Source organism: Acidithiobacillus sp. IBUN Pt1247-S3 (assembly GCF_041146875.1).
Lineage (GTDB): Bacteria > Pseudomonadota > Gammaproteobacteria > Acidithiobacillales > Acidithiobacillaceae > Igneacidithiobacillus.
On the sequence record NZ_JBFRXP010000008.1, the window covers coordinates 95,880 to 119,000 of the forward strand.

A 23,121-nucleotide genomic window follows, 5' to 3' on the forward strand; every position below is an offset into this window, starting at 1 on the left:
AAACACAGACAAACGCGTTGATTTACAACAGGTGCCCATTGGGCACGGTTCCTGCTAATCGGTTCGGGAGTCAGCTTCTGACTGGGATAACGAGGAGAAAAACGATGAAAAAATTATTGGGAGTAGGCTTTGCTACACTGCTTCTTGCAGGCTGCGCAAACAGTCCCTACGGTAACCCGTATGGATATAATGGATACGGTAGTAGCAGCCCTCTCGGTGGCAGTCCCACCACCACAGATACCGCTGCTGGCGCGGCACTAGGCGCTGTGGCTGGCGCAGTCATTGGTAATCAGAGTGGAAGCCCGCTAAGTGGCGCCGCCATTGGCGCTGGCCTGGGTGGCCTGGCTGGCTATGCGCTATCGAAAAACCAGCAACAGCAGCCAAGCAACTGTCCGCCCGGGTATAACTGTGTCCAAAATGCCCCACCCCCTTCTTGCCCGCCGGGCTACACCTGTAACCCGCAATAACGGATGCCGGTAGACGAAAAACTAGATCTACCCTCCTGGCGCAGCTTGGATCTTGAGGCCCGGCTACGCTGGGCCTTGGCGCCAGAAATTCCAGACTCTTATCGACAGGCCTTGGCGCAGGAGCAATGGATGCAAACCCGCTGTTACTTTGCCCGCCGGCAAGACCTGCACACAGACGAAGTGGCCCACTTTGCCAACGATGGCGATTATGTAATCCGCCTGTGCATTGCCAAGCGGCCCGACCTCACGCCTGAGCAGGTATCCACTTTCTGCACCGATCGTGATCCCAACGTGCGCTATGCCATTGCCCGCAATCCTTTGCTCAGCGGGGCGCAACGGCAAATGCTATTGAACGACCCCGATGAAGTCGTGCAGCAGGCTGCGGCCAAAGGCGCACGCCCCAGCCAGACCCGCCAGCGCAAGGGGCAGGCAGCGCTGTACCGCTAGTCACAAATTTCCATCAGCAGAGAAGAACGCATGGGCAGAACCCGCTTGGAGGCATTTAGCGATGCGGTCATCGCCATCATCATCACGATCATGGTGCTCGACCTGCGCCCGCCCGAGAACCCTTCCTTCAGTGCCTTGCTACCAGTTGCGCCAGTGTTTATCAGTTACGTCCTGAGTTTTGTATACGTCGGCATCTACTGGAACAACCATCACCACCTGTTCCACCTTAGCCCTCGGGTCAATGGCGGCATTCTTTGGGCTAATCTGCACCTGCTCTTTTGGTTATCGCTCTTTCCCTTCACCACTGCGTGGCTCGGTGAAAACCATTTTGCCGCCCTACCGGCATTGCTCTATGGCGTGGTCTTGCTGGCCGCAGCCCTTGCTTACTGGCTACTGCAAGCGCGGATCATCGCCCTCCAAGGCCCGCAATCACCATTGCGTGCGGCCCTGGGACGGGACTGGAAGGGAAAGTTTTCGCCGCTACTCTACCTTCTGGGCATCGTCGCCGCTGCCCTTGGCTATGCGTGGCCAGCCTTAGCATTGTATGTGCTAGTGGCCCTACTCTGGCTGGTACCCGATCGCCGCATCGAAAAGGCTCTGCGCCACGCGAGCTTGGAATAAGCCTCAGCAGCTGCCGCCACGGCACAGCCAAGCATCACGCACCACGCCGTCACTACCAAGGACCACGTGCAACTCGCCCTGTTGGCGCAGGCGCTGGCGATCTGCGGCGCCAAAGCCGAGCTCTTCTTCAAAATCCACCAAGCAACTAACAAGGTTCTGGTCCTTGCCCGCCTCTACCAGTTGACACTGGCAGTGCGCACCATCCCGCACTGCCAACCCCCCCATGCTGGTAAAACTCGCCAGAAGTTGGTGCGCATCCAGATAATCCAGAATCTTTTCCTGTACTTGTGTTTCATCCCAAAGTGCCATCGTCGTCTCCTTGGGGATCGTTACCCCGTCGCTGCATCCCTCTTTTCAGAATAGTCCACAATGCCGCGCAATTCTTTGACTATACTTGTAACCAAGTTACTCGGAGAGCCTATGCCTCTGCACCATGCCGCCGCCGTTGCCGTCTTTGCCCTGCTGGCTTTGGGCCTATTGCTCGTGCTCTTGGCAGTGGCGCGCTTTTTGGGTGGGCGACATCCCAACCGCAATAAGGACATTCCTTTTGAGAGTGGCCTCGGCGAAACCACCGCCGTGCATCCCGCCACACCTGTACGTTTTTACCTGCTGGCCGTTTCCTTTCTCGTCTTCGAACTTGAGGGTGCCTTTCTCTATGCCTGGGCAGTGGCCTTTCATGGCCTGCCGCCAGCGGCACTCTGGGGCGGCATTGGCTTTCTCGTCATCCTCGCGTTGGGCTGGGTCTATGAATGGGCCATGGGAGGATTACGATGGACATGAAACGCGGCCCGCTGGCTTTTTTTGCCGGACGCCTGGACGAAATTATTGCCTGGAGCCGGGCGGGCTCCCTTTGGCCGCTCAACTTTGGCACCTCCTGTTGCTTTATCGAAATGGTCGCCGCCCTTACGCCACGCCATGATCTGGCACGTTTTGGCGCCGAAGTGATCCGCAGCTCGCCGCGCCAGGCCGATGTGCTGATCTGTTCGGGAACGGTCTTTGCCAAGATGGCGCCGATGATCGTCGAAATCTACGAGCAAATGCTCGAACCCAAATGGGTCATTTCCATGGGTTCCTGCTCCAATTCCGGCGGCATGTATGACGTCTACAGCGTAGTGCAGGGGCTGGATCAGATCTTGCCGGTGGATGTCTATGTGCCGGGCTGCCCGCCCCGCCCTGAGGCGCTGATGGACGGGCTATTGCTGCTGCAACGCAAGATACGCGCGCGTCCAGCGCGCGTATTGGCGAAGGAGAGCTAATGCTGCTCGCCGAGATCCTGCAACGCCGCTTCGCCGCCCAGCCCGCGAGTGACGCGCGCGACAATCTGCCGGATTTCTTTCTCCCCGAAACGCAGATCCTCGCTGCATTGGCATATCTGCGAGAAGAACACCAACCACCCATGCGCCTGCTCTTCGATCTCACGGCGCGGGAGGAGATCGACGCGGCAGGCTCTCATCTAACCCTGCTCTATCATCTCCACAGTCTGCAACCCGGTGATTGGCTACGCCTGCGCGTGCCCCTGGCGGGTGAGCATGCGCCCAGCTGTACCGCGATCTACCCGGCCGCCAACTGGTATGAGCGCGAGGTCTATGACCTCTTTGGCATCGTATTTGCCGACCATCCCGACCTGCGCCGCATCCTGCTCAGTCCTGACTGGGAAGGCTATCCGTTACGCAAGGTGGAACCCATCCGCGCCACCGAGCGCCCGCCTCTGCGCTTCGAGCGCGGCTGCCTGCAGGAGCAACTCGCGGTCTACAGCCCCGAAGATGCCCCCGGCGAAGGGGAGATGCTGCTCAATGTCGGACCGCACCACCCTGGCACTCATGGCATTTTGCGCTATCGCCTGCGTCTGCGTGGCGAACGCGTCGTCAGCGTCGATCCCGACATTGGCTACCATCATCGTGGCGTCGAAAAGATTGCCGAGGGACACAGCTACCACAATTTCATCCCCTACACCGATCGCGTCGACTACCTCGGCGGCGTGCTCGGCGAGTGGCCCTATCTGCGCGCCGTCGAGGCCCTGGCTGGCATTACCCTACCCGAGCGGGCCGAAGGTATCCGTACCCTACTGGCAGAGATCTGCCGGATTGAATCGCATCTGGTTTGGCTGGGCAGCTATGGCAATGATCTGGGCACTATGGGGCCTGCCTTTTATGCCTTCCGTGACCGCTCCTTGCTGCTCGATCTGATCGAAGAATTCACCGGCGGGCGGCTACATCCCCAGTTTTTTCGGATTGGTGGGGTGGCTGAGGATCTACCCGAGGGCTGGCAGGAGCGTCTGCGGGTGGTCCTGGACAAGGTCGAGAACGGCTTGCGCGATACCGAAACGCTCAGCGTCGACAACGCCATTTTCCGCGCCCGCACCCGTGGTATTGGCAAGGTCAGTGCCGCCATGGCCGAGCGCTGGGGTGCCACCAGTATCGTCCTGCGCAGCACCGGTACCGCCTGGGACCTGCGCAAGACCGAGCCTTACGGACTCTATCCGCAGTTGCAGTTCGATGTTCCGACCAGTACCGACGGCGATGCGTGGAGCCGTACCTGGCTGCACTTGCAAGAGATTCGCGAGAGCATTGGCATCCTGCGCCAGTTGCTGGAGCAAATGCCGGGCGGACCGATCCTCGCTCGCGATGCCGCAGAGGTATTGATGCCTAAAGACCGGACGTTGCGCGACATTGAGACCCTGATCCACCACTTCGAGCAAATGGCGGCGGAATTTGGCCCACCTGCCGGGGTGGCACTGGGTCTGGGGGAATCGGCGCGCGGCATGCTCGGGTATTTTGTGTGCAGCGATGGCGGTCCACGTCCGCAACGCCTGCGTGTGCGTACAGGCTCCTTTCCGCACGTGCAGATGATCACCGAGCTGGGGCAGGGCCTCGGTATCCCCGATTTCATCGCTTCTATTGGATCACTGGATTATGTCCTCGCCGACCTCGACCGTTGACATCGTGCCCGAAGCCTTACTCGCCCGTTTGCGACAGGCAGTGCAGCACGTCGGTAGTCACCCCGAGGCAGCGGTCTGCGATCTTCTACGCATTTTGCAGGCCGAATATGGCTGGATCGATGATGCCCGCTTGCACTTGGTGGCGAAGCTCTGCGGCATCAGCGCCGTGCGGGTGGAAGAGCTATGCACCTTCTATCCGTTGGTCTTGCGCGAAAATCCCGGGCGGCATGTGCTACGTATCTGCGACAGTGTCGCCTGTCATCTGGCCGGGGCACCGCAGTTGCTGAAACTAGCAGAAGAACGCAGTGGCGTCGCACTGGGCCAGAGCAATGGCCGCTATAGTGTCCTGCCGCATGTCTGTCTTGGCCTCTGCGACCGTGCGCCAGCGGCCTTCGTCGATGGCAGGGAAGTCGTCGCGCCGCTCTCTAGCGAGGCACTGCAACAGCAGCTGCAGGACTGGGTGGACGAAACATGAGTGCCCAACCCCTGAGCATGCTCTTTGCCAGCCCCGATCCGGCCAACCTCGACGCCTATCGTGCCGCGGGCGGCTATGAGGGCCTCGCCAAGGCCCTGCAGATGACACCTGCGGACCTGATCGCCCTGGTGGAGAAATCCGGGCTGCGCGGCTGTGGTGGGGCAGGTTTTCCAACCGGGGTGAAATGGCGTCTGCGCGGCTTGGATGCCCCGGAGCCCCGTTATCTGGTCTGCAACCTGGATGAAACCGAACCGGGCAGCTTCAAGGATCGCGCCCTGCTCTTCGGCGCGCCGCAGCAAATTCTGGAAGGCATGCTCATTGCCGCCCACGCCCTGGGGGTACAAGAAGCGATCATCTTCATCCGTGGCGAATATGCCGCCGGGGCAGAGGTCTTTGCCCGCGCCCTGGCAGCCGCGGAGGCGGCCGGGCTACTGGACTTGCCCGCCGGCAAGCTGCAACTCGACATCCATCTCTCGCTAGGGCGCTACATCTGCGGCGAGGATTCGGCCATCCTCAACGCGATCGAGGGGCGGCGCGCCAATCCGCGCAAAAAACCGCCGCACATCGCGCAAAAAGGCCTCTGGCAGCAACCCACTACCGTCAATAACTCCGAGTCCTTTGCCCAGCTCCCCGGCATCCTGCGCGCAGGAGTCGAGACCTACCAGAGCTGGGGCATCAATGGCGGTGTGGGGAGCAAGCTGTACACGGTCTGCGGGCCCGTACACAAGCCCGGGGTCTTTGAACTGCCCATGGGTACGCCCCTGCGCGAGATCCTTTACGAACACGCCGGTGGCCCGCTGCCCGGCAGGGAGATTCGCGGCGTGCTGCCGGGCGGGGCCTCGACGCCCTTCGTCCAGCCCCAGGATTTCGACACCCCCATGCACTTCGACGCCATGGCCAAGATCGGCTCGCGCCTGGGTACGGGTGGCTGCATCGTCCTCGACGACCAACACTGCCCGCTGGATTTCCTGATTGCCACCACCCGTTTCTATGCCCGCGAGTCCTGCGGTTTTTGCACTCCGTGCCGCGAGGGTCTACCTTTTTTACTATGGCTATTAGAAAAGATCGAAAGGGGTGAAGGGGAAATGCGCGATCTCGACAAAATCGAAACTCTGGGCAAGGAGATCGCCCCCAACAGCTTCTGCGCCCTGGCGCCGGGCGCCCTCATGCCCTTGCTGTCCGGAATGGTGATCTTCCGCGACGAGATTGCGGCCCATGTGCAACAGGGGCATTGTCCCTACACGGTGCAGTATGGCTGAGGTCTTTTACCTGGACGGCGAGGCCATCCCTTTTACGCCGGGGCAGAATGTGCTGGAGGCCGTTCTGGCACACCAGCAGGAAAGCAGCATCCCTTACTTCTGTTTTCATCCTGCCTTGGGAAGTCTCGGTGCCTGCCGCCAGTGTGGGGTGAAGGTCTATCCCCACGACGGCAAACACCCGCCGCGCCTGGTGATGGCCTGCCTGCTGCCCGCCAGCCGCGATCTGCAACTGGTGCGCGCCGAAGCCGATGTGCGCCACGAACATCAATTGATCAGCGAATTGCTGATGCGCAATCACCCCCACGATTGCCCCATTTGTGATGAAGGTGGCCAGTGCCATCTGCAAAACATGACCGTCGCCAGTGGCCATGCCTATCGCGAATATGAGCCATCCAAGCGTACCTACCAAAGTCAGCAACTTGGCCCACTGATTCGTCAGGAGATGAATCGCTGCATTACCTGTTACCGCTGCGTGCGCTTTTATCAGGACCTGGCAGGCGGCGAGGACTTCGGTGTCTTCGGCTCGCGCGACCGGGTCTTTTTTGGGCGCATGGAGGATGGGCCGCTGGAAAGTCCTCTGGCCGGCAACCTGGCCGAGGTCTGCCCCACCGGGGTCTTCACCGATAAGGTCTACCATCAGGACTACCTGCGCCCCTGGGATCTGGAGGAAACTAAGGGCGTCTGCCCGCATTGTAGCCTCGGCTGCAATACCGAACCCGGTGCTGCCCGCGGACGCCTGCGGCGCATCCGCCAGCGCACACATCCCGAGATCAATCCGCACTTCCTTTGTGATCGCGGTCGCTATGGTTTTCGCTACGTCGCGGCGAGTAACCGACCACGGCAGGCACATGCCGAGGGGCGGCCACAAGACATTGATGCTGTCCTCGACCGTCTGGCTGCACGCCTGGCCGAGGGGCGCACGGTCTTTCTCGGTTCGGCGCGCGAAGATCTCGATAGCAATCTCGCCCTCTTTGCCCTGGCGCGCGTTTGTGACGCGCCCTTCGCCGCCTTTTTCGAACCCTGGGAGGAGGCCAAGGCGCGCGAGATCCTTGCCCTGCCGCGCCCCCCAGCGCCCGCTCGGATTCCCGAATATGCGCAGATCCTCGTCATTGGCGCGGTGGAGCGGGTAGCGCCAACCCTGCCTCTTTTCCTGCGCGAGGCGCAGCGTCGCGGGGCGGCCATCAGCCTTTTGCGGAGCCTGCCTAGCCCGCTTACCGAATTGGCCTGCGAGGACCAGCTCTTACCGCCAGCAGACCTGCTTGATGCCGCCTGGGACTGGCTCGGACGCCGCCATCACCGACCTTTTTTACTGCTTATCGATACCGAGTCTGTCGGCCCAGAGCTGTTACACCTGTTGCGCCGGGAAATCTCCTCGTGGCCCGACGGCAGCGGCATCCTCCCCGTCTACCGTCAGGCGAATCTGCCCGGTGCCTCCTTTTACGCGGTAGATGGCAATGCTACCCGTCTACGCGCCGCCCTCAACGACGGACATTATGACCATATCCTCGCCCTTGGTCAGGATCCCCAGGAAATGGATGGGACGTGGTGGCGCAGCTGCGGCGACACCGATCTCAGCCTCATCGACCAACGCCAGAGTCTGTCCTGGGATGGGGCTTGGCTGGCACTGCCCTGCGCTGCCTTGAGCGAACGCGCGGGTCTCCTCTACAACGGTGAGGGCCGTTTGCAGGCGGTAGCGCAGGCCTACAGCCCGGCACGCGAAGAACGTCACTGGCGGCCAGAGCTCGGCCCATTTCCCTTGGCTGCCGGTGGTGCGCTGCAGCCAGATGCACTGCCTAGCCCGGTAGAGCTCTGCTCGGCCCTGGCGCAGCGCCTGGAGGTATCTGCGCGCTGGCAGGAGCGCATGGCCTTCTATCGCGATTTTCTGCTGCGCGCGGAACCCCAACCGGGGGATGACGGCGTATTTTTACCCGAGGAGCTGCGTGCGCGCTTCCGTTTGCACTCCGCCCCCCCGCCGCGCGCCACGGACCAGGGCTGGAGCATCGCCCGTTTTAGCCATTACAGCGAGGAAGAACTCGCCAACGGCGCCCGCGAACTGCACAGCCTGGCGCCCACCAGCGCCGCCTGGATTGCCCCTGGGCAACACACTGCACGACAGGTACGCCTGCGCGCCGCCGATGGTGCCACCCGCACCCTGCCGCTTAAGGAACTGGCGGACATGACGCCGGAAGTCCTCGCCATTCCACGCGCGGAACTCGCCTACCTTGGCCTGCGCCCGGGCGATGGCATTCACCCGGAGTGGCTCGACTGATGCTGCTCATCGCGCAAATCGTCGCCATGCTCATCACCCTGTTGGTGTTGCTCGGCATTGCCGGTTTTCTGGTCTTTGCCGAACGCCGGGTGCTTGGGCTGTTCCAGAACCGTCTTGGCCCCAATCGCCTCGGGCCATTTGGCGTCGGACAGGCCCTGGCCGATGCCCTGAAGCTGCTGTGCAAGGAAGATTTTGTCCCGCCCTTTGCCAGCGCATTCCTCTATCGCGTTGCCCCCCTACTGGTCGCCTTCAGTGCCTTGGCGGGCTTTGCCGTGCTCCCTCTGGCACCCGGCATTTCCTGGGCGGGCGATTGGGAAATCGGCCTCCTGCTCATCCTCGCCCTGAGTTCGCTGCACGTCTACGGGGTCTTTCTCGGCGGCTGGTCGTCCAATAACAAATTCGCGCTCTATGGTGCCATCCGCGCCGTGGCACAACTGGTGAGCTACGAACTGCCCATGGGCCTCGCCCTGCTCGCTTTGGTGCTGCTCGCCGGTAGTCTCTCCCTTCAGGGCCTGGGCGCGGCGGGCGAGCCGGTACCGCTGATCGTCTATCAACCCCTGGGCTTTTTGATCTTTTTCATTGCCGGCATCGCCGAAACCCAGCGTCTGCCCTTTGACCTCGCCGAGGCCGAGAGTGAGCTAGTGGCGGGCTACCACACCGAATACGGTGGAATGCGCTTTGGCTATTTCTTCCTTGGCGAATATCTCGGCCTGGTCCTCATCGCCGCCCTCATCAGCCTGCTCTATCTGGGTGCCTGGAGCGGCCCCTGGCTGCCGGGCTGGTTATGGATGTTGCTCAAGACCGGTTTCGTCATCGGGCTCTTCTTCTGGCTGCGCGCCAGCCTGCCGCGTCCGCGCTATGACCAGCTCCTGCACTGGGGCTGGAATGCCCTGTTGCCGCTGTCTATCGTCAATTTGCTGCTAACGGCCATCGCCGCGGCACTGTGGGGGACGCCATGAAGCTCTGGCACACCCTCCTCGCAAGTTTCTGGACCACGCTGCGCCAACTGCGGCGGCGCGATACCCTCGAATATCCAGAGCAAGAGCCAACATTGGGCGAACGCTGGCGCGGACGTCCGGTGCTCACCCGCGATCCCGATGGCGAAGAACGCTGTGTTGCCTGTGAGCTCTGTTCGGCGGTCTGCCCCACCCAGTGCATTGCCCTGGAGGGCGCAGATCGCCCCGATGGCCGCCGCTTTGCGCAGAGCTTTCGCATCAACTTTGCCCGCTGCATTTACTGCGGGCTCTGTGAAGAGGCCTGCCCTACGGTGGCCATCCAGCTCTCGCCGGAATTTGCCTTCGCCAAGACCGAGCGCGGCGACTTCGTCTACCATAAAGAGGCCTTGCTCATTGATGGTACTGGCAAGCACCCGGAATATCGCTACTACGATCATGCCGGGGTGCGCATCCAGGCCCTGCCAGCGCAGGCGCACTGCGATCCACGGAGCAATCTGCCATGATCTTTCTCGGATTCTTGTTGCTCGCCGTGCTCGCCGTCTTGCTCCTGAGCGTGCTGTTAGTGCATGACGCCATGCATGGGGTGATTGCCGTCGCTGCCATCCTCGGCGTTCTCGCCATTGTTTTCTATCTCCTAGGCGCGCCCTTTTTGGCGGCCATGGAGATTCTGCTCTACCTGGGCGCCATTCTGGTGCTATTCCTCTTCACTCTTATGCTGCTTGGGCCGGAGGCGCGGGCAGCGGCGGCGCGGCAGAGCTGGCGCAGCGGCTGGCTGCTCGGCGCCCTGTTACTGCTCGTTTTTGCGCTGGTATTGGCAGCTCTGGTCTGGCAACAGCAACCCATTACCGCCGTGGTGCATTCTCTCGGGCCGGTCCTGCTGGGACGTGCCCTTTTTGGCCCCAATCTCTGGTGGAGCGAGGCGGTGGCGGTGCTGCTCTTTGTCGTCATTGGCGCGGTACTGGTGCTCCATGCCGGGGAGAAAGACGATGATTGAGATCGCCCTGGTGGCTTCGGCCCTGCTCTTCTTTGCCGGACTGGCGCTGATCCTGCTGCGCCGCAGCTTGGTCTTTTGGCTGCTGGGCGCGGAGTTACTCTTCAACTCCGCGCTGCTGGTAGCACTGGCGGGTGGCGCGCGCTGGCATGCCATCAGCGGTCAGGTACTGGCACTATTTATCATGGCCCTGAGTGGTGCAGCGCTTGCACCCAGCCTCGCCCTGCTGCTGCGGGTGCGGCGAGAACTCGGCACCCTCAATGTCGATGGCCTGCGTCTGCTGCGCGAACGGGAGGAGAACGATGGCTGACTGGCTCTTTCTCATCCCCGGCTTTCCGCTGCTCGGCGCCCTCATCAATGCGCTGTTTGGGGAACAGCTCGGACCCCGTTGGTGCGGGCGTCTGGCAGCCAGTATGCCCTTCCTCTCCTCTCTGGTCGTACTCGCCATCTGGCTTGGCCCCGGCACCCAGCCGGCCCTGCTCGACCGGCTCTGGACCTGGATGACGGTGGGGAATTTGCACGTCGATATTACCTTACGTCTGGATGACGTGAGCCTGGTCATGGTTTCCATCGCCAGCTTCGTCGGCTTTCTCATCCATCTGTTTTCCCAACAATATCTGCACGGCGACTACGGCGAGCGGCGCTATTATTTTTATCTCAACCTCTTTGTTTCCGGCATGCTCGTCCTCACCATGGCGAACAATCTGCTCTTGCTGTATCTGGGTTGGGAGACTGTGGGCCTCTGCTCCTATGCCCTGATCTCGCATTGGTACCGGGAGTCGGAAAATGCCTGGGCGGGGCGCAAGGCCTTCGTCGTTACCCGCATTGGCGATACCACCCTGCTACTGGGCATCTTCCTGCTCTTTGCCCAATACCACACCCTCACCATCAGCAAGTTGCTGCCTCTGGTACAGGCGCACCCGGCGCCGGCCTTGCTGCTGGCGGCGAGCATTCTGATTCTGATTGGTGCCTATGCGAAGTCGGCGCAGTTCCCCTTCCATATCTGGCTACCGGATTCCATGGCCGGGCCGAGTACCGTCTCTGCCCTGATCCACGCGGCTACCATGGTAACGGCGGGGGTCTACCTCTGTATCCGCTTGCTGGGACTATTTGCCGTCGTCCCCGGCATGCTCGAGGCCATCGCCGTACTCGGTGCCTTTACTGCCTTCTTTGCCGCCTCCTGTGGCCTGGCGCAAGTCGATGTGAAACGCGTCCTCGCCTACTCCACCATCAGCCAACTGGGTTATATGTTCATGGGCGTGGGCATCGGCGCGCCCAGCCTTGGGCTATTTCACCTGCTCGTGCATGCCTGCTTCAAGGCCCTGCTCTTCATGGCCTCCGGTGCCATCATCTTGATCTACGCCGAAGATCACGATATCCGCCACATGGGCGGGCTCAAATACCGCCAGCCCTTTCTGCGCTGGACTTTTCTGGCGGGCATCTTTGCCCTCGCTGCCGTGCCCCTGATTTCCGCTGCGTTTTACAGCAAAGATGCAATCATCAACGCCAGCTACCTGGTGGCGGGCGGCGGGGTGCCTTACGCCTTGGGCCTAAGCGGTGCGGTATTGACGGCGGGCTACGCCTTTCGCCTGTATTTTCTGGTCTTTGAGGGCAAACCCTCGGAGCTGGAAGAGCCCTATCAGATGGGTTGGGGGATGAAGATCCCGCTGGCGATCCTGGCGGCAGGGAGTATCGGAATCGGCTGGTTGCAGTTTCCGCCGGGCTGGCCGGGACCGCATCTTTGGGTGCACTGGCTGGCACCCGAGCTGGGACTACCACCGCGGCCCTTGGGTCTGGAGGGCATGCTGCTGACCATCATTGGCGCTTTGGCTACCTTCCTCGGCATTGGTCTGGGCTACTGGGCGGCGCGGCGCGAACGTGCCGGACGCGGCTTGAGCCGCTGGCGCTTCTTAGCCAGCGGCTGGTGGATCGATGGCGCCATCCTGCGCCTTGTCCCCGCGCCCTTTTATGCCTTTGGCCGACTGTTGCGCGGCGGCGTCGAAAATCTTGGCGTGCAAGGGCTGGCCCAGGGCGGCATGCGCGATGGCCTGCGCCTCTCGGCCTATGCCCTGGCACGCGGGGAAAATGGCCTGGCGAGTCGCTACGCGGTGAGCATGATTGCCGGACTGCTTCTCCTCCTGTTGCTGATCTGGACCTGGCCGTTATGATCGTCTCGCTGCTGGTCTTGCTACCCTGGGGCATCGCCCTCTGGCTCAGCTTGGCGCAACGCTCGGCAGCCGCCTTGAGCGTTGCCGGGGCGCTAGCGGAGGTTCTGCTCTGCATTCCGCTGCTGGCCGGCGACCCTTCCGGGCTGGCAGCGGTGCACATCCCGCTCCTGGGTGCCTTGTGGCAGTTACAATCCAGCCCCCTCGCCGATCTTTTTGCCCTGACCGTCGCCCTGCTCCTGCCCGTCGCCCTGGCGGTGCAATGGCATCATGGGGAATACCTGCATCAGGCGCGGATTCTGGCGGTGCTGCAAGGGGCCTTGATGGGTACCTTCTTTGCCAACAACTTTCTCGGCTTCTACATCTTTTACGAGATCGTCGCGCTGGCAGCTGCCTGGTTGATCCTGCGTAGCGGCCAGAAAGACCGGCGCGCCGCCCTGACCTTTTTGTTGTACACCATTACCGCCTCGCTGTTTTTGCTTCTGGCGGTCTTGCCCATCTATCTCGCGCGCGGCAACAGCACGGGCATTTATGATTTCTCCTGGATGCGGTTGAGTGGCAGCGGTCTCTCCGGGCAAATCCAGCTACTGCTCTTCTTGGGGATGCTGGCTGGACTCGGGGTAAAACTTCCCCTCTTTCCGTTGCATGGCTGGGCACGCGGGGCATACGTACAGAGCGCGCCCGCTGCTGCCCTCCTTCTCTCGGGGGCGACGGTATTGGCTGGCGTCTACGGCCTAGTGCACTGGGCAGTGCCGTTGTTGCCCCAGGGCGCATTGCTCTTCAGCCCGGCCGGAATCATCCTCGCCAGCATTGGCACCCTCTACGGCGCCTTCCTCGCCCTCAGTACCAGCGAACTGCGCGAAACCGTCGCCTACAGCAGTGTCAGCCACATGAACCTCGTTGCGCTGGGGATCTTTGCCCTGCAAGAACAGGCCTGGAGCGGGGCGCTGATCCTGAGCATCGCGCATGCGGTTCTGGCCGGCGGGCTCTTTACCGTAATTGCGATTCTCGAAGCCCGGGGGCTGAGCAGCAACTGGGACGCCCTCGGCGGACTCTTTCGCCGCATGCCGCGTTTTGGTGCCTGGACCCTGTTGTTTTTCCTGATGGCGCTGGGGCTTCCAGGGCTGGGCAACTTCCCTGGGGAATTTCTGACCCTGCTCGGCAGTTTTCAGGTCTTGCCCGTCTGGGCCGGCATCGCCACCCTGGGCATGATCGTCAATTTGGTAGTCTTTCTGCGCGCCTATGAGCGCAGCATGCTCGGGCAGCTCAACCCGCGCCTGCCGGGGCACATCGCTGATCTCAGTCAGCGCGAACTGTGGATTTTCCTGCTTCTGGGGGCGGCCAGTCTCTATGTGGGCTTAGGGAGCCAGACGCTATTGGCGGATTTCCAGCAACTCCTGCCGGTGCATAGCCATTTGCTTTTAGGAGGGATGCATGGTGGTCATTAGTGCTACCCTCTGGGCGCCCATCGCCGTTGCTGTCGCGGCACTCGTGGCCTTTTTCTTCGATGTATCCCCACGCCTGGGCCGCTTTGCTCCCTACTGGGGGGTGCTCGGCAGCCTCAGCGCTACCGCCCTGGTGTTACATAGTCGCCTGGATTTGGGCGAGGGCTTTTATTGGGACAGCAGCGCCAGCATCCTCGGCGCCTACCTGGGCCTTGCCAGTGCCGCCGTGCTTCTGCTGCTTGCCCGCCATCCCCTGTTGCGGCGCATGCCGGGGGCCTTTACCGGGCTCTGCCTAAGCGTGCTGCTGGGTTCCCTGTTGTTAGTGGGCAGCGATGAACTCATTGGTATTTTCATTGGCCTGGAATTGCAGGTCCTGCCCTTCTTTGCCCTCTTTGCCTGGCCCGGCTCCGCGCGCAGGTCTTTAGAAGCAGCGATGAAGTATGCTTTGCTGGCGGCGCTGGCATCGGCCCTTTTCGCCCTGGGCATTGCTTTGATCTATCTGGGCAATGGCGACCTCGCCCTGAATCCGCCGCTGGGGCCAATCGATGGCACCTTTGCCGCGCGCCTAGGCTTCATCCTGCTTCTTGCAGCGCTGGGCTTTGAACTGGCCGTTGCGCCCTTTCATGCCTGGGTGGCAGACATCTATGCCGGGGCACCAACGCCAGCCCTGTTGTATCTGGGGGCGGTGGGCAAGGTGGCGATCATGGGGGTGCTGATCAATCTGGCCGGAGTCTCTGGCACCTGGTTACTGCCCTATCTGGCGCTGGCGGTGCTCAGTATCGTTATCGGTAACGTGCTTGCCTGGCGTACCCGCTCCTTCCGCCGCATGCTGGGCTACTCGGCGGTCTCCCACGCCGGGTATTTCTTCGCCGCCCTTGCCGCCGGCCCTCTGGGTCTGATCATTGCCACCTTCTATGCCGTGGTCTACGGCCTGATGCATCTGGGGGTGTTCGGCCCCTTGCTCAGCCTGCCCGAGGGCATGGACGAGATCCCCTGGCGGCACCTGCGCCAGCAGGCCCCCCTGGCAGCGGGGCTGTTGGCCGTAAGTCTCCTATCACTTGCCGGTATGCCCCCCACCCTGGGTTTCTTTGTCAAGCTCGGGGTATTGGTGGCCGACATCCACGCCCAGGTCTGGGGCCTGGCCGTTGTGCTCATCCTTGGCAGCGCCCTGTCCTTTGCCTATTACCTGCCCAGCCTGTGGCGTACCCCGCACGAGCAGCGCAGCCTCGCCCTCTGGCACAGCCCGGTACTGCGCCTTTACGCTGCAGCGGGGATGCTCTTGTTGGGTTTTGGCTGGCTGCTGTTTCCGTTCTTTTTCGGGGGATGAGGCGGAGGTACCCGCGCCGCAGATCCCCTTCGTGGGTCGCAACTGACTGAGCGGTTCGATGAATTGAGTTTCTATGGAGCAATTCAAACGGTCTGCACGTCAGTCTTGCAGCAGATTGCTGTGCCGAAATTGCTGTTCACTGCGCATGATGTGCAAGACGAATACGCCTCCCTAGCACGCTCTCGCCGCGCTATTCCTTCCAGCAGCTTCTCGAACAAGCTCTGATCGGGACAGGCCATATGCGCCGTTGCCGCATAGATCTGCACTCTAGGCATGGCGTAGGGGCCTCCGGCGGCTGCTGCGGAGCGGTTTACCGATCCAGCGGGCTGATCACGCCGCGCCCGCCTTTATTGAGCACGTGGGTGTAAATCATCGTCGTGGACACATCCTTGTGCCCCAGCAGTTCCTGCACCGTGCGGATATCGTAGCCCGCTTGCAGCAGGTGGGTCGCAAAGGAATGGCGCAGCACATGGGGCGTCACCGGCTTGACGATCTCGGCACGGCTTGCCGCCGTGCGGATGGCGCGTTGTACGGACGCCTCATAGATATGGTGTCGCCGTTGTGCCCCCGTGCGCGGGTCGCGGCTTAGCACCGGGGACGGAAACACATACTGCCAGCCCCAGGCCCGTGCACTGGACGGATATTTGACCGCCAGCGCATCGGGCAAATACACCTCTCCCAGCCCTGCCTCCAAATCCGCGTCATGCAGCAGCTTGGCCTTCTCTATCTGCTTTTTCAGGGGCAACAGAATCTGCTCCGGCAATACCGTCACCCGGTCCTTACCCCCCTTGCCATCCCGAATGACGATCTCCCGACGCTCGAACTCCACGTCCTTGACCCGCAACCGCAACCCCTCCAACAAGCGCATGCCGGTTCCGTAGAGCATACTGGCCACCAGCCACATGGTCCCCGAGAGTTCCTGCAGCAAGGCCCGCACTTCGCTGGGGGTCAGCACCGTAGGCAGGTGTTGCGACGGCTTGGCACTGGTGATGTCGTCCAGCCACGGCAGCTCCACCTGGAGCACCTGCTTATACAGGAACAGCAACGCCGCCTTGGCCTGATTTTGCGTGGACGCCGACACCTTGCGTTCCACCGCCAGATAGCTGAGAAAGGCCTCGATCTCAGCCGCCCCCATCTCGTTGGGGTGCCGCTTCTGATGAAAGAGGATGAAGCGACGCACCCAGTCCGCATACGCCTCTTCGGTGCGGATGCTGTAGTGCAACGCCCGGATCCGGGCACGCACTTGGTCCAGGAGTTTGGGCGGGGCATGGGGTGTTGGCTGGTTGGCATTCATCCGGTAAATATTAGGCTGTCCTAAATCTTTGAGCAAGGGGTATTATGGCTTAGATACAATATGTTGCGGGTGAGTCGTGTTGCATTGGAGGACTTTTCTGTGGTATGGTTTTGTTGTCGAATTTACGTTAGGCCTCTCATGACTTCTGCCACCATCAAACTCTTTCTCCCACACGGCGACGCAAAGCGGTTGCGCGTCGGTGAAGTCTCGAACTGGACGGGAAAGGCACTTGCCGCCCCGAGAACGGAACTTGATGACCTTCTTCTCCGCGAAGAAGCTGAGAGCGCCGGCGTCTACTTCCTTTTCGGCTCCGATCCCGAGAACGGAGATGCCTTGGCCTACATCGGCGAAGCCGAGGTAATCCGCGATCGCCTGAAACAGCACAAGGCGAAGGATTTCTGGAACGCCATGGTAGTCTTCGTGAGTAAGGACGAGAACCTAACCAAAGCCCATATCCGGTATCTTGAGAATCGCCTGCTCCACGAGGCAAAACACGCTGGTCGCTATCGCCTGGAGAATTCAAACAGCAGCAATCCGAAGCTGCCCGAGTCCGACCGCGAAGACATGGAAGTGTTCCTGTCTCGCATTCAGCAAGTTCTGCCCGTGCTCGGCTCCGACCTACTAACCCCGATTTCGGGCTCACCCAAGACCGCCAAGCCCCAGAAGGAACTTCTGTGCAAGAATAAGGGCGCCGTTGCGCGCGGTCGGCGAACAGAAGGCGGGTTCGTTGTATTCAAGGACTCTACGGCGGTGGTCGCCGAACGACCATCCGCCGAAGCACAACATCCGTTTGTTGTCGCGCTCCGCAAGAAACTCGTTCAAGACGGAACGCTTGTCGAGAGGGAGGGGTTCTTTTTATTCACCAGGGACACGGAATTTGATAGTCCGAGTGCCGCTGCCGCTGTAATTCATGGAGGAGGAGCCAATGGTCTTACTGCTTGGAAAGATGCAAGTGGCAAGTCGCTCAAGGAACTCGAAGAGGGCTAACCTCTCAGTCAACCGGACCGCCTGCAAGCTGCGCTTGCAGGTTCCCTCCGCCCTTCGGGCTCCAGCGGCCGGTTACCTCAAACGTTAGCCTTGAACGACAAAGAGCCTGTATTCTCTGGACATAGGAGGTGAATCCATGAGTAACGTTGAAGCAATTGAGCAGGCCGTCCAAAACCTTCAGCCTCTCGATCTGGCCAAGTTTCGTCGCTGGTTCGTCGAATTCGACGCAAGCGCTTGGGACGCACAGATTGACGCAGACGCTGCGGCAGGAAAACTTGATGCACTGGCAGCAGAAGCACTTGCCGAATATCGCGATGGCAAGGCGCGTGAGCTTTGAGGCATTTTGCATCCAGCAAGTTTTGGGCATGCCTTCACGCTTTGCCCGCCGAGGTTCAGGAACTTGCGCACGGTAACTACGCATTGCTCAAAGTTAATCCGGCGCATCCATCACTACAGTTCAAACCCGTTAGCAACGGGCGCTTTCGCAGCGTTCGTATCGGTTTGCATTACAGAGCCTTGGGCATTCCAGTCCCTGAAGGCGTGCAATGGTTCTGGGTTGGCAGTCACGCTGAGTATGACAAGCTGTTGGGCTAACACTGCATTCCGCCCGACCGGCTACAGCAGGCTTCGCCAGCTTCCAGCCAGCCCCTTACCTTAAACGTTATGCAGCAAGGATAGCCAAGTGCTCAAGTCAGTAGTGCAAGAAGAAACCACTGGATGCGGAATAGCATCAGTTGCCAACATTCTTGGTAAAACCTACTCGGAAATGAAAGCTATAGCCAATGCCATGGGTATCCACGCCTCGGACAAATTGTTGTGGTCAGATACCCAGCATGTCCGGCGTTTGCTTTTCAGCGCGGGAATGGAAACGTCCATCGATGAAAGTCTATTTGAATCTTGGGAGGCATTACCCGACCTAGCTTTGTTGTCCATCAAACATCACCAGGAAGAAGGTAACAATTTCTGGCACTGGGTTGTGTTCAAGCGTGTTAACGGCGAACCTTTCGTACTAGATTCAGCAGGTTACCTGCATTCCAATGTCCGCCAAGATTTCGATGCCATGCAGCCCAAATGGTTTATCAAGGTCACGAATGCATAACACTACGCTCAACCTCGTTCGCTTCGCTCTCTGGACGCTGCGCGATAAAACCGCGCAGCGCCGGTTAGCTTTACGTTAGGTGCAGGAGGCTCCTCATGGCCGCAAGCCACGAAACCAACCTTGAAATGCCTCTCACCGGGAAACGGCTTGAGGATTACCTCGCAAAGGTTGCGAAAACCCTTTCAAAAACATATGGTTGGAAAATCGACCAACAGACTCAGGATTCGGCCACCTTTAGGGTTGGATTGAACCTTCTTTCATGGGGCGAAAGGGTCACCATACAAGTGAACAACGGCACAATCACTATCCGGTCAGAGTGCCGATTCCCTCTGCAAATCTTCGATTGGGGAAAGAACCGAGCCAATAACGACACTGCTGGCTACGTGATTAAACAATGCCTGTCAGCAAGCGCCTAACCCTCCGCTCAACTCGAACCCCGCCTGCATTGCCTTCCGCTCTCTCTCAACATCGCGCTTCCTTGGCTCCGCTCATCGCCTCGGTGCAGGCGTGACCGGTTAGCTTCTTTCGTTGGGCACCAGGGCCATCACCTCTGTTGCACCGTCACGTGATAAAATTGGCCGTGCAATCGACCCTGTGGCACTCTGTTGCGGTAACAAGGTCGTTTCGTGGAGGAAGCTATGTCACTTACCGTTGAAGCCTTGGAAGCCGAAGCGCTGAATCTATCGGCCGCAGAGCGTGCCCGCCTAGTCGAAAAATTGATCGTGAGCCTAGACACTGAGCCGGATGTGGAGGCGGCTTGGGCAGCGGAGATCGAGCGGCGTCACGCCGAGATAGAGAGTGGAGCAATATCGCTCCTTCCTGGCGCCGAGACGCTCGCGCGCTTGAAGGCCGAGTTCCAATGATCTATTCGCTGCATCCCGAAGCAGAATCTGATCTTCGGGAGGCCGCCGAATATTATCGAGAACGTGCCGGTGTCACAATTGCACAGGCCATCTTCGATGACTTCGGGCACTCTATGAAATTGCTTCTTGAGCACCCGCTGCTCGGAGCACTCTGGCTTCATGGCGAGGCCGCTTGATCATGAAGCACTTCCCGTATTCCATCATCTACACCCTCGCTGCCCAAGAAATACAGGTCCTGGCCGTTGCTCATCAGAGCCGCAGCCCTGGCTATTGGCGTAAGCGAAAGTGGCAGCAGTAACCCTGGTGCCCAACCGTGCAGTCAAACGGACCTGCGCGAAAAGCCGCGCAGGCCGCTCACTTCTACGTTAGGAGTCACCAGTGGAATCAGATCGTTATAAACGCGGTTGGGAAAAACTCAACGAGATCGATGGTCACGCCGGCGAAAAGGTGATTGAGGCATTGAAAGACATTGCGCCCGATCTCGCCCGCTACACCATCGAGTTTCCTTTTGGTGATGTTTACTCCCGTGGCGTTCTTTCGCTAAAGGAGCGGGAAATCGCTACCGTTGCTGCATTGGCCGCCTTAGGTAATGCACAACCCCAACTCAAAGTGCATATTCATGGAGCACTCAACGTCGGCTGCACAAGAAACGAAGTTGTGGAAATTATGATCCAGATGGCTGTGTATGCAGGATTCCCCGCTGCACTGAATGGTATTCTCGCAGCCAAGGAAGTCTTTGCAGAGCGTGACGAAGCGGGTCAATCAAATTGACCACTCCTAACGATTAAGGTTAGATCGTGATCGCAAAGCGAGCCACGATCTAACCTTAATCGTTAGGCCAACAACAGAAACGGCTTGCTTCGTATCGTGATTCGGTATACGATAAGTCAATGCCCATCTTGTCCTTCAAGAGCAGCGACACCCAAGATCTTCACGAGCGCCGCAGAGTCGCCCGCTTCGTCAACATCCAGCCTGTTGCGAGGCGCAAACTCGATCAGCTTCACGCGGCAACTGAACTGCGAGACATGGCATCACCACCCGGAAATCGCCTTGAGGCGCTATCAGGCAGTCGCAAAGGGCAGCACCGCGTCCGCATTAACGATCAATGGCGAGTGTGCTTTGTGTGGACGGAGCAAGGTCCTAAAGACGTAGAGATCGTGGATTACCACTAGGAGTACAGCCCGATGAGCAAAAAGTTAAAACCCATTCACCCTGGCGAGCAACTGCGCGAGGAATTCATGCTACCTCTGGGTCTTTCCAGCAATGCATTGGCTCGTGCTTTACATGTCACTCCAGCACGTGTCAATGAAATCGTCAGAGAACGCAGGGGTATTAGTGCAGATACGGCGCTACGTCTAGCACGCTTCTTCAATACATCCCATCACTTTTGGCTAAACCTGCAATCCAACTACGACGTGCAGTGTGCCGAAGACGCGGCAGGTGAAGCCATTTCTCACATCCAGCCGTGGCAAGGCAGTGCGGCCCATGCAACATCGGCCTAACCCTGCATTCCACCCGACCGGCTACAGCGGGTTTCGCCCGCTTCCGCCGTCGGGTGAATTTGAACGTTGGGCCGGTAAGTCGAACATCATCATTAAGTAGGAGAGGAGTTATTCAATATGGAAAAACTGCCTCAAAATTCTGTTTTATTAATCATTGATGTTCAAAAAGGCTTTGATGAGCCTGTCTGGGGTAACAGAAATAATCTTTACGCTGAACAGAATATTGCTCTATTGTTGGAAGTCTGGCGTAAAAGCCATCGTCCTGTATTTCATGTTCAGCATTTGTCTTTATCGCTTAATTCACCATTATCCCCCAATCACTCTGGATGTGCAATCAAAGAACCGGTAACGCCGCAGGAAGGCGAGCCATTATTTCAGAAGCACGTCAACAGCGCATTTATTGGTACTGATTTAGAACAACAATTACGAGAGCATGGTTATAAAACATTGGTCATTGTTGGCCTAACTACGCCGCATTGTGTTTCTACAACAACTCGCATGGCTGGAAATCTCGGATTTGAAGCCTATCTCGTCGCAGACGCTACTGCCGCATTTGATATCATTGGATACGATGGACAAAAGTATTCAGCAGAAGAAATCCATGCCGTATCATTGGCGACGCTAAACGGTGAATTTGCAACAGTGGTTGAGACAGAAGCCTTACTTAATACTTTGTAAGTTTTACCATCATAGCGGCTATAGTTTTCGTGCCTTGCACCAGCAATTATTCCCGCAAGACAACACCGCCCAAAAAAGCGTGCCCCTCACGTGAGGGATTCTGCGCGGTTTACAAGCATTGTCTGGCCTCGAGTTTTTTCTGCTCTCAAACCGAATCCACGCCCGCCCACACGCAGGTAACGCAAACCGTTGGGTGCCTTAAGTGGGTGAGTGGTGACAATAGACACACATCAGCACTAAGATGGCTGGATAAAAACATTTCGCTGGAACGCCGAGAAGAATGAAACGCTCACGTCTGAGCGGGGCATTTCGTTTGAGAACATCATACCGAAACTTGATGAATACGAACGCGAAATTCTGAGCGCCTTCGATAAAGGCCAACTCAACTCCGTCGCAACGAAAGCGGAACTTGCCAAGTTCAAGGCAGCCGCGCGTGCCACCGCAATCAAGGATCGCCGGATCAATATCCGCCTGTCCTCTGGCGACCTGAGCGACATTCAGGTCAAAGCCCTCGAAGAAGGATTGCCCTACCAAACATTAATCGCTAGCGTCTTGCATAAGTACGTTACTGGCCGCCTCGCTGAGCGCTCAGGGCCCGTCACGAGTGCAACGCAAAAGCCTACAGCGCAGCACTACCTCCAGTCGTTAGTCCGTGGCTTGGCACAGACGCCCAGCCCATGCTTGCAGGGGGCGCTTCGCCCCTTACCTTCACGTTGGGCCTCTAGAAACACTCGCATAGCCGTTTGACTGACGTACGTAATAGCGTACCATAAAAGCTTCTTTCAAGGAGCACGAAATGAACACACTTACTGCCAGCGAAGCTCGCGCTAACCTGTACCGGCTCATTGATCAAACAGTAGAGTCTCATGAACCAATCATCATTTCCGGAAAACGCAGCAGCGCCGTGCTGCTCTCCGCTGAAGATTGGAGCGCAATTCAAGAAACCTTGTACCTATTGGCCGTGCCTGGCATGCGCGAGTCCATTAAAGCTGGTATGGCCGAGCCCCTCGCAAACACTTCGACGGCGCTTAAGTGGTAAGTTGGGAAATGGTTTATGCCAAGCAAGCAATGCAGGACGCAAAGAAGCTTGCTGCAAGTGGCCTTAAACCGAAGGCTCAAGAACTGCTCGCGGTTCTTGCCGGCGACCCATTTCAAAATCCACCACCCTTCGAGAAGTTGGTCGGTGATCTTGCCGGCGCATATTCTCGCCGCATCAATATTCAGCACCGCATCGTGTACGAAGTCTTTGCCAATGAAAAAATGGTTCGCGTCTTGTGTATGTGGACTCACTATGGGTGAGCAGATGCCCAACCCCGCGCTCAACCTCGCTCCCTTAGC

31 protein-coding genes are annotated in these 23,121 nt (G+C 59.2%); 28 read left to right on the forward strand and 3 right to left on the reverse strand.

Going from position 1 to position 23,121, the window contains the following annotated elements; all coding sequences use genetic code 11:
* The first annotated feature begins 104 nt into the window (after window positions 1-104).
* From AB4090_RS07580 to AB4090_RS07590, 3 genes are read left to right on the forward strand one after another with little or no spacing between them, the layout of a single operon-like run.
* On the forward strand, window positions 105-467 hold the full coding sequence (locus tag AB4090_RS07580) for a glycine zipper domain-containing protein (protein WP_369573268.1): 363 nt from the start codon (window positions 105-107) through the stop codon (window positions 465-467).
* A gap of 3 nt (window positions 468-470) precedes the next feature.
* Window positions 471-914, forward strand: a complete 444-nt coding sequence (locus AB4090_RS07585) for a hypothetical protein (protein WP_369573269.1) — start codon at window positions 471-473, stop codon at window positions 912-914.
* Window positions 915-944: 30 nt separating this feature from the next.
* Window positions 945-1,535: a TMEM175 family protein gene (locus AB4090_RS07590; protein WP_369573270.1), complete on the forward strand. Its 591-nt coding sequence runs from the start codon at window positions 945-947 to the stop codon at window positions 1,533-1,535.
* A 3-nt stretch (window positions 1,536-1,538) separates the two neighbouring features.
* Here the strand turns inward: AB4090_RS07590 and AB4090_RS07595 are convergent, their stop codons facing one another.
* Entirely contained in the window at window positions 1,539-1,844 is a 306-nt protein-coding gene (locus AB4090_RS07595) for a hypothetical protein (RefSeq protein WP_369573271.1), read from the reverse strand.
* A gap of 111 nt (window positions 1,845-1,955) precedes the next feature.
* Between AB4090_RS07595 and AB4090_RS07600 the strand changes: the two genes are divergently transcribed.
* From AB4090_RS07600 to AB4090_RS07660, 13 genes are read left to right on the forward strand one after another with little or no spacing between them, the layout of a single operon-like run.
* On the forward strand, window positions 1,956-2,315 hold the full coding sequence (locus AB4090_RS07600; RefSeq protein ID WP_369573272.1) for an NADH-quinone oxidoreductase subunit A: 360 nt from the start codon (window positions 1,956-1,958) through the stop codon (window positions 2,313-2,315).
* Complete coding sequence (locus AB4090_RS07605) at window positions 2,306-2,791, forward strand: NADH-quinone oxidoreductase subunit B (protein ID WP_369573273.1); 486 nt, start codon at window positions 2,306-2,308, stop codon at window positions 2,789-2,791. Before AB4090_RS07600 ends, AB4090_RS07605 begins: the two co-directional genes overlap by 10 nt.
* Window positions 2,791-4,473 (forward strand): NADH-quinone oxidoreductase subunit D, encoded by a 1,683-nt coding sequence (locus tag AB4090_RS07610; protein WP_369573274.1) that lies wholly within the window; start codon window positions 2,791-2,793, stop codon window positions 4,471-4,473. Before AB4090_RS07605 ends, AB4090_RS07610 begins: the two co-directional genes overlap by 1 nt.
* 4 nt (window positions 4,474-4,477) lie before the next feature.
* Window positions 4,478-4,948, forward strand: a complete 471-nt coding sequence (locus AB4090_RS07615; protein ID WP_369573275.1) for an NAD(P)H-dependent oxidoreductase subunit E — start codon at window positions 4,478-4,480, stop codon at window positions 4,946-4,948.
* Entirely contained in the window at window positions 4,945-6,207 is a 1,263-nt protein-coding gene (locus tag AB4090_RS07620) for an NADH-quinone oxidoreductase subunit F (RefSeq protein ID WP_369573276.1), read from the forward strand. The genes AB4090_RS07615 and AB4090_RS07620 overlap by 4 nt, the downstream gene beginning before the upstream one ends.
* Complete coding sequence (locus tag AB4090_RS07625) at window positions 6,200-8,476, forward strand: 2Fe-2S iron-sulfur cluster-binding protein (RefSeq protein WP_369573277.1); 2,277 nt, start codon at window positions 6,200-6,202, stop codon at window positions 8,474-8,476. Before AB4090_RS07620 ends, AB4090_RS07625 begins: the two co-directional genes overlap by 8 nt.
* Window positions 8,476-9,435 carry an NADH-quinone oxidoreductase subunit NuoH gene (gene nuoH / locus AB4090_RS07630; protein WP_369573278.1) on the forward strand — a complete coding sequence of 320 codons (960 nt, stop codon included), beginning with the start codon at window positions 8,476-8,478 and terminating at the stop codon, window positions 9,433-9,435. The genes AB4090_RS07625 and nuoH overlap by 1 nt, the downstream gene beginning before the upstream one ends.
* Window positions 9,432-9,935 carry an NADH-quinone oxidoreductase subunit NuoI gene (nuoI, locus tag AB4090_RS07635; RefSeq protein ID WP_369573279.1) on the forward strand — a complete coding sequence of 168 codons (504 nt, stop codon included), beginning with the start codon at window positions 9,432-9,434 and terminating at the stop codon, window positions 9,933-9,935. Before nuoH ends, nuoI begins: the two co-directional genes overlap by 4 nt.
* On the forward strand, window positions 9,932-10,426 hold the full coding sequence (locus AB4090_RS07640; RefSeq protein WP_369573280.1) for an NADH-quinone oxidoreductase subunit J: 495 nt from the start codon (window positions 9,932-9,934) through the stop codon (window positions 10,424-10,426). The genes nuoI and AB4090_RS07640 overlap by 4 nt, the downstream gene beginning before the upstream one ends.
* Window positions 10,419-10,733, forward strand: coding sequence for an NADH-quinone oxidoreductase subunit NuoK (locus AB4090_RS07645; RefSeq protein WP_369573281.1), 315 nt, complete (start codon window positions 10,419-10,421; stop codon window positions 10,731-10,733). Before AB4090_RS07640 ends, AB4090_RS07645 begins: the two co-directional genes overlap by 8 nt.
* Window positions 10,726-12,591, forward strand: coding sequence for an NADH-quinone oxidoreductase subunit L (nuoL, locus tag AB4090_RS07650; protein ID WP_369573282.1), 1,866 nt, complete (start codon window positions 10,726-10,728; stop codon window positions 12,589-12,591). The genes AB4090_RS07645 and nuoL overlap by 8 nt, the downstream gene beginning before the upstream one ends.
* Window positions 12,588-14,036 (forward strand): NuoM family protein, encoded by a 1,449-nt coding sequence (locus AB4090_RS07655; RefSeq protein ID WP_369573283.1) that lies wholly within the window; start codon window positions 12,588-12,590, stop codon window positions 14,034-14,036. Before nuoL ends, AB4090_RS07655 begins: the two co-directional genes overlap by 4 nt.
* On the forward strand, window positions 14,023-15,360 hold the full coding sequence (locus AB4090_RS07660; RefSeq protein WP_369573284.1) for an NADH-quinone oxidoreductase subunit N: 1,338 nt from the start codon (window positions 14,023-14,025) through the stop codon (window positions 15,358-15,360). The genes AB4090_RS07655 and AB4090_RS07660 overlap by 14 nt, the downstream gene beginning before the upstream one ends.
* A gap of 310 nt (window positions 15,361-15,670) precedes the next feature.
* Here AB4090_RS07660 and AB4090_RS07665 read toward each other — a convergent pair whose 3' ends face one another.
* The gene (locus tag AB4090_RS07665; protein WP_369573285.1) at window positions 15,671-16,654 is read right to left on the reverse strand and encodes an integron integrase; all 984 of its coding nucleotides are present in this window, start codon (window positions 16,652-16,654) and stop codon (window positions 15,671-15,673) included.
* A 138-nt stretch (window positions 16,655-16,792) separates the two neighbouring features.
* Between AB4090_RS07665 and AB4090_RS07670 the strand changes: the two genes are divergently transcribed.
* From AB4090_RS07670 to AB4090_RS07715, 10 genes are all read left to right on the forward strand, one after another.
* Window positions 16,793-17,641: a GIY-YIG nuclease family protein gene (locus AB4090_RS07670; protein WP_369573286.1), complete on the forward strand. Its 849-nt coding sequence runs from the start codon at window positions 16,793-16,795 to the stop codon at window positions 17,639-17,641.
* A gap of 136 nt (window positions 17,642-17,777) precedes the next feature.
* The gene (locus AB4090_RS07675) at window positions 17,778-17,978 is read left to right on the forward strand and encodes a hypothetical protein (RefSeq protein WP_369573287.1); all 201 of its coding nucleotides are present in this window, start codon (window positions 17,778-17,780) and stop codon (window positions 17,976-17,978) included.
* 345 nt (window positions 17,979-18,323) lie between these two features.
* Entirely contained in the window at window positions 18,324-18,740 is a 417-nt protein-coding gene (locus tag AB4090_RS07680) for a hypothetical protein (protein WP_369573288.1), read from the forward strand.
* 95 nt (window positions 18,741-18,835) lie between these two features.
* Window positions 18,836-19,156, forward strand: coding sequence for a hypothetical protein (locus AB4090_RS07685; RefSeq protein WP_369573289.1), 321 nt, complete (start codon window positions 18,836-18,838; stop codon window positions 19,154-19,156).
* Window positions 19,157-19,378: 222 nt separating this feature from the next.
* Window positions 19,379-19,603 carry an addiction module protein gene (locus AB4090_RS07690; protein WP_369573290.1) on the forward strand — a complete coding sequence of 75 codons (225 nt, stop codon included), beginning with the start codon at window positions 19,379-19,381 and terminating at the stop codon, window positions 19,601-19,603.
* Window positions 19,600-19,779, forward strand: a complete 180-nt coding sequence (locus tag AB4090_RS07695; RefSeq protein WP_369573291.1) for a type II toxin-antitoxin system RelE/ParE family toxin — start codon at window positions 19,600-19,602, stop codon at window positions 19,777-19,779. The genes AB4090_RS07690 and AB4090_RS07695 overlap by 4 nt, the downstream gene beginning before the upstream one ends.
* A gap of 202 nt (window positions 19,780-19,981) precedes the next feature.
* Window positions 19,982-20,374 (forward strand): carboxymuconolactone decarboxylase family protein, encoded by a 393-nt coding sequence (locus AB4090_RS07700; protein ID WP_369573292.1) that lies wholly within the window; start codon window positions 19,982-19,984, stop codon window positions 20,372-20,374.
* A 245-nt stretch (window positions 20,375-20,619) separates the two neighbouring features.
* Window positions 20,620-20,775, forward strand: coding sequence for a type II toxin-antitoxin system RelE/ParE family toxin (locus AB4090_RS07705; protein ID WP_369573311.1), 156 nt, complete (start codon window positions 20,620-20,622; stop codon window positions 20,773-20,775).
* Between the two features lie 12 nt (window positions 20,776-20,787).
* Window positions 20,788-21,105 carry a HigA family addiction module antitoxin gene (locus AB4090_RS07710; RefSeq protein WP_369573293.1) on the forward strand — a complete coding sequence of 106 codons (318 nt, stop codon included), beginning with the start codon at window positions 20,788-20,790 and terminating at the stop codon, window positions 21,103-21,105.
* 117 nt (window positions 21,106-21,222) lie between these two features.
* Window positions 21,223-21,783: a cysteine hydrolase family protein gene (locus AB4090_RS07715; RefSeq protein WP_369573294.1), complete on the forward strand. Its 561-nt coding sequence runs from the start codon at window positions 21,223-21,225 to the stop codon at window positions 21,781-21,783.
* A gap of 198 nt (window positions 21,784-21,981) precedes the next feature.
* Here AB4090_RS07715 and AB4090_RS07720 read toward each other — a convergent pair whose 3' ends face one another.
* Entirely contained in the window at window positions 21,982-22,317 is a 336-nt protein-coding gene (locus AB4090_RS07720) for a hypothetical protein (protein ID WP_369573295.1), read from the reverse strand.
* A 262-nt stretch (window positions 22,318-22,579) separates the two neighbouring features.
* Between AB4090_RS07720 and AB4090_RS07725 the strand changes: the two genes are divergently transcribed.
* Window positions 22,580-22,822 (forward strand): type II toxin-antitoxin system Phd/YefM family antitoxin, encoded by a 243-nt coding sequence (locus AB4090_RS07725; RefSeq protein WP_369573296.1) that lies wholly within the window; start codon window positions 22,580-22,582, stop codon window positions 22,820-22,822.
* 8 nt (window positions 22,823-22,830) lie between these two features.
* Window positions 22,831-23,082, forward strand: coding sequence for a Txe/YoeB family addiction module toxin (locus tag AB4090_RS07730; protein ID WP_369573297.1), 252 nt, complete (start codon window positions 22,831-22,833; stop codon window positions 23,080-23,082).
* Window positions 23,083-23,121: the final 39 nt, after the last annotated feature.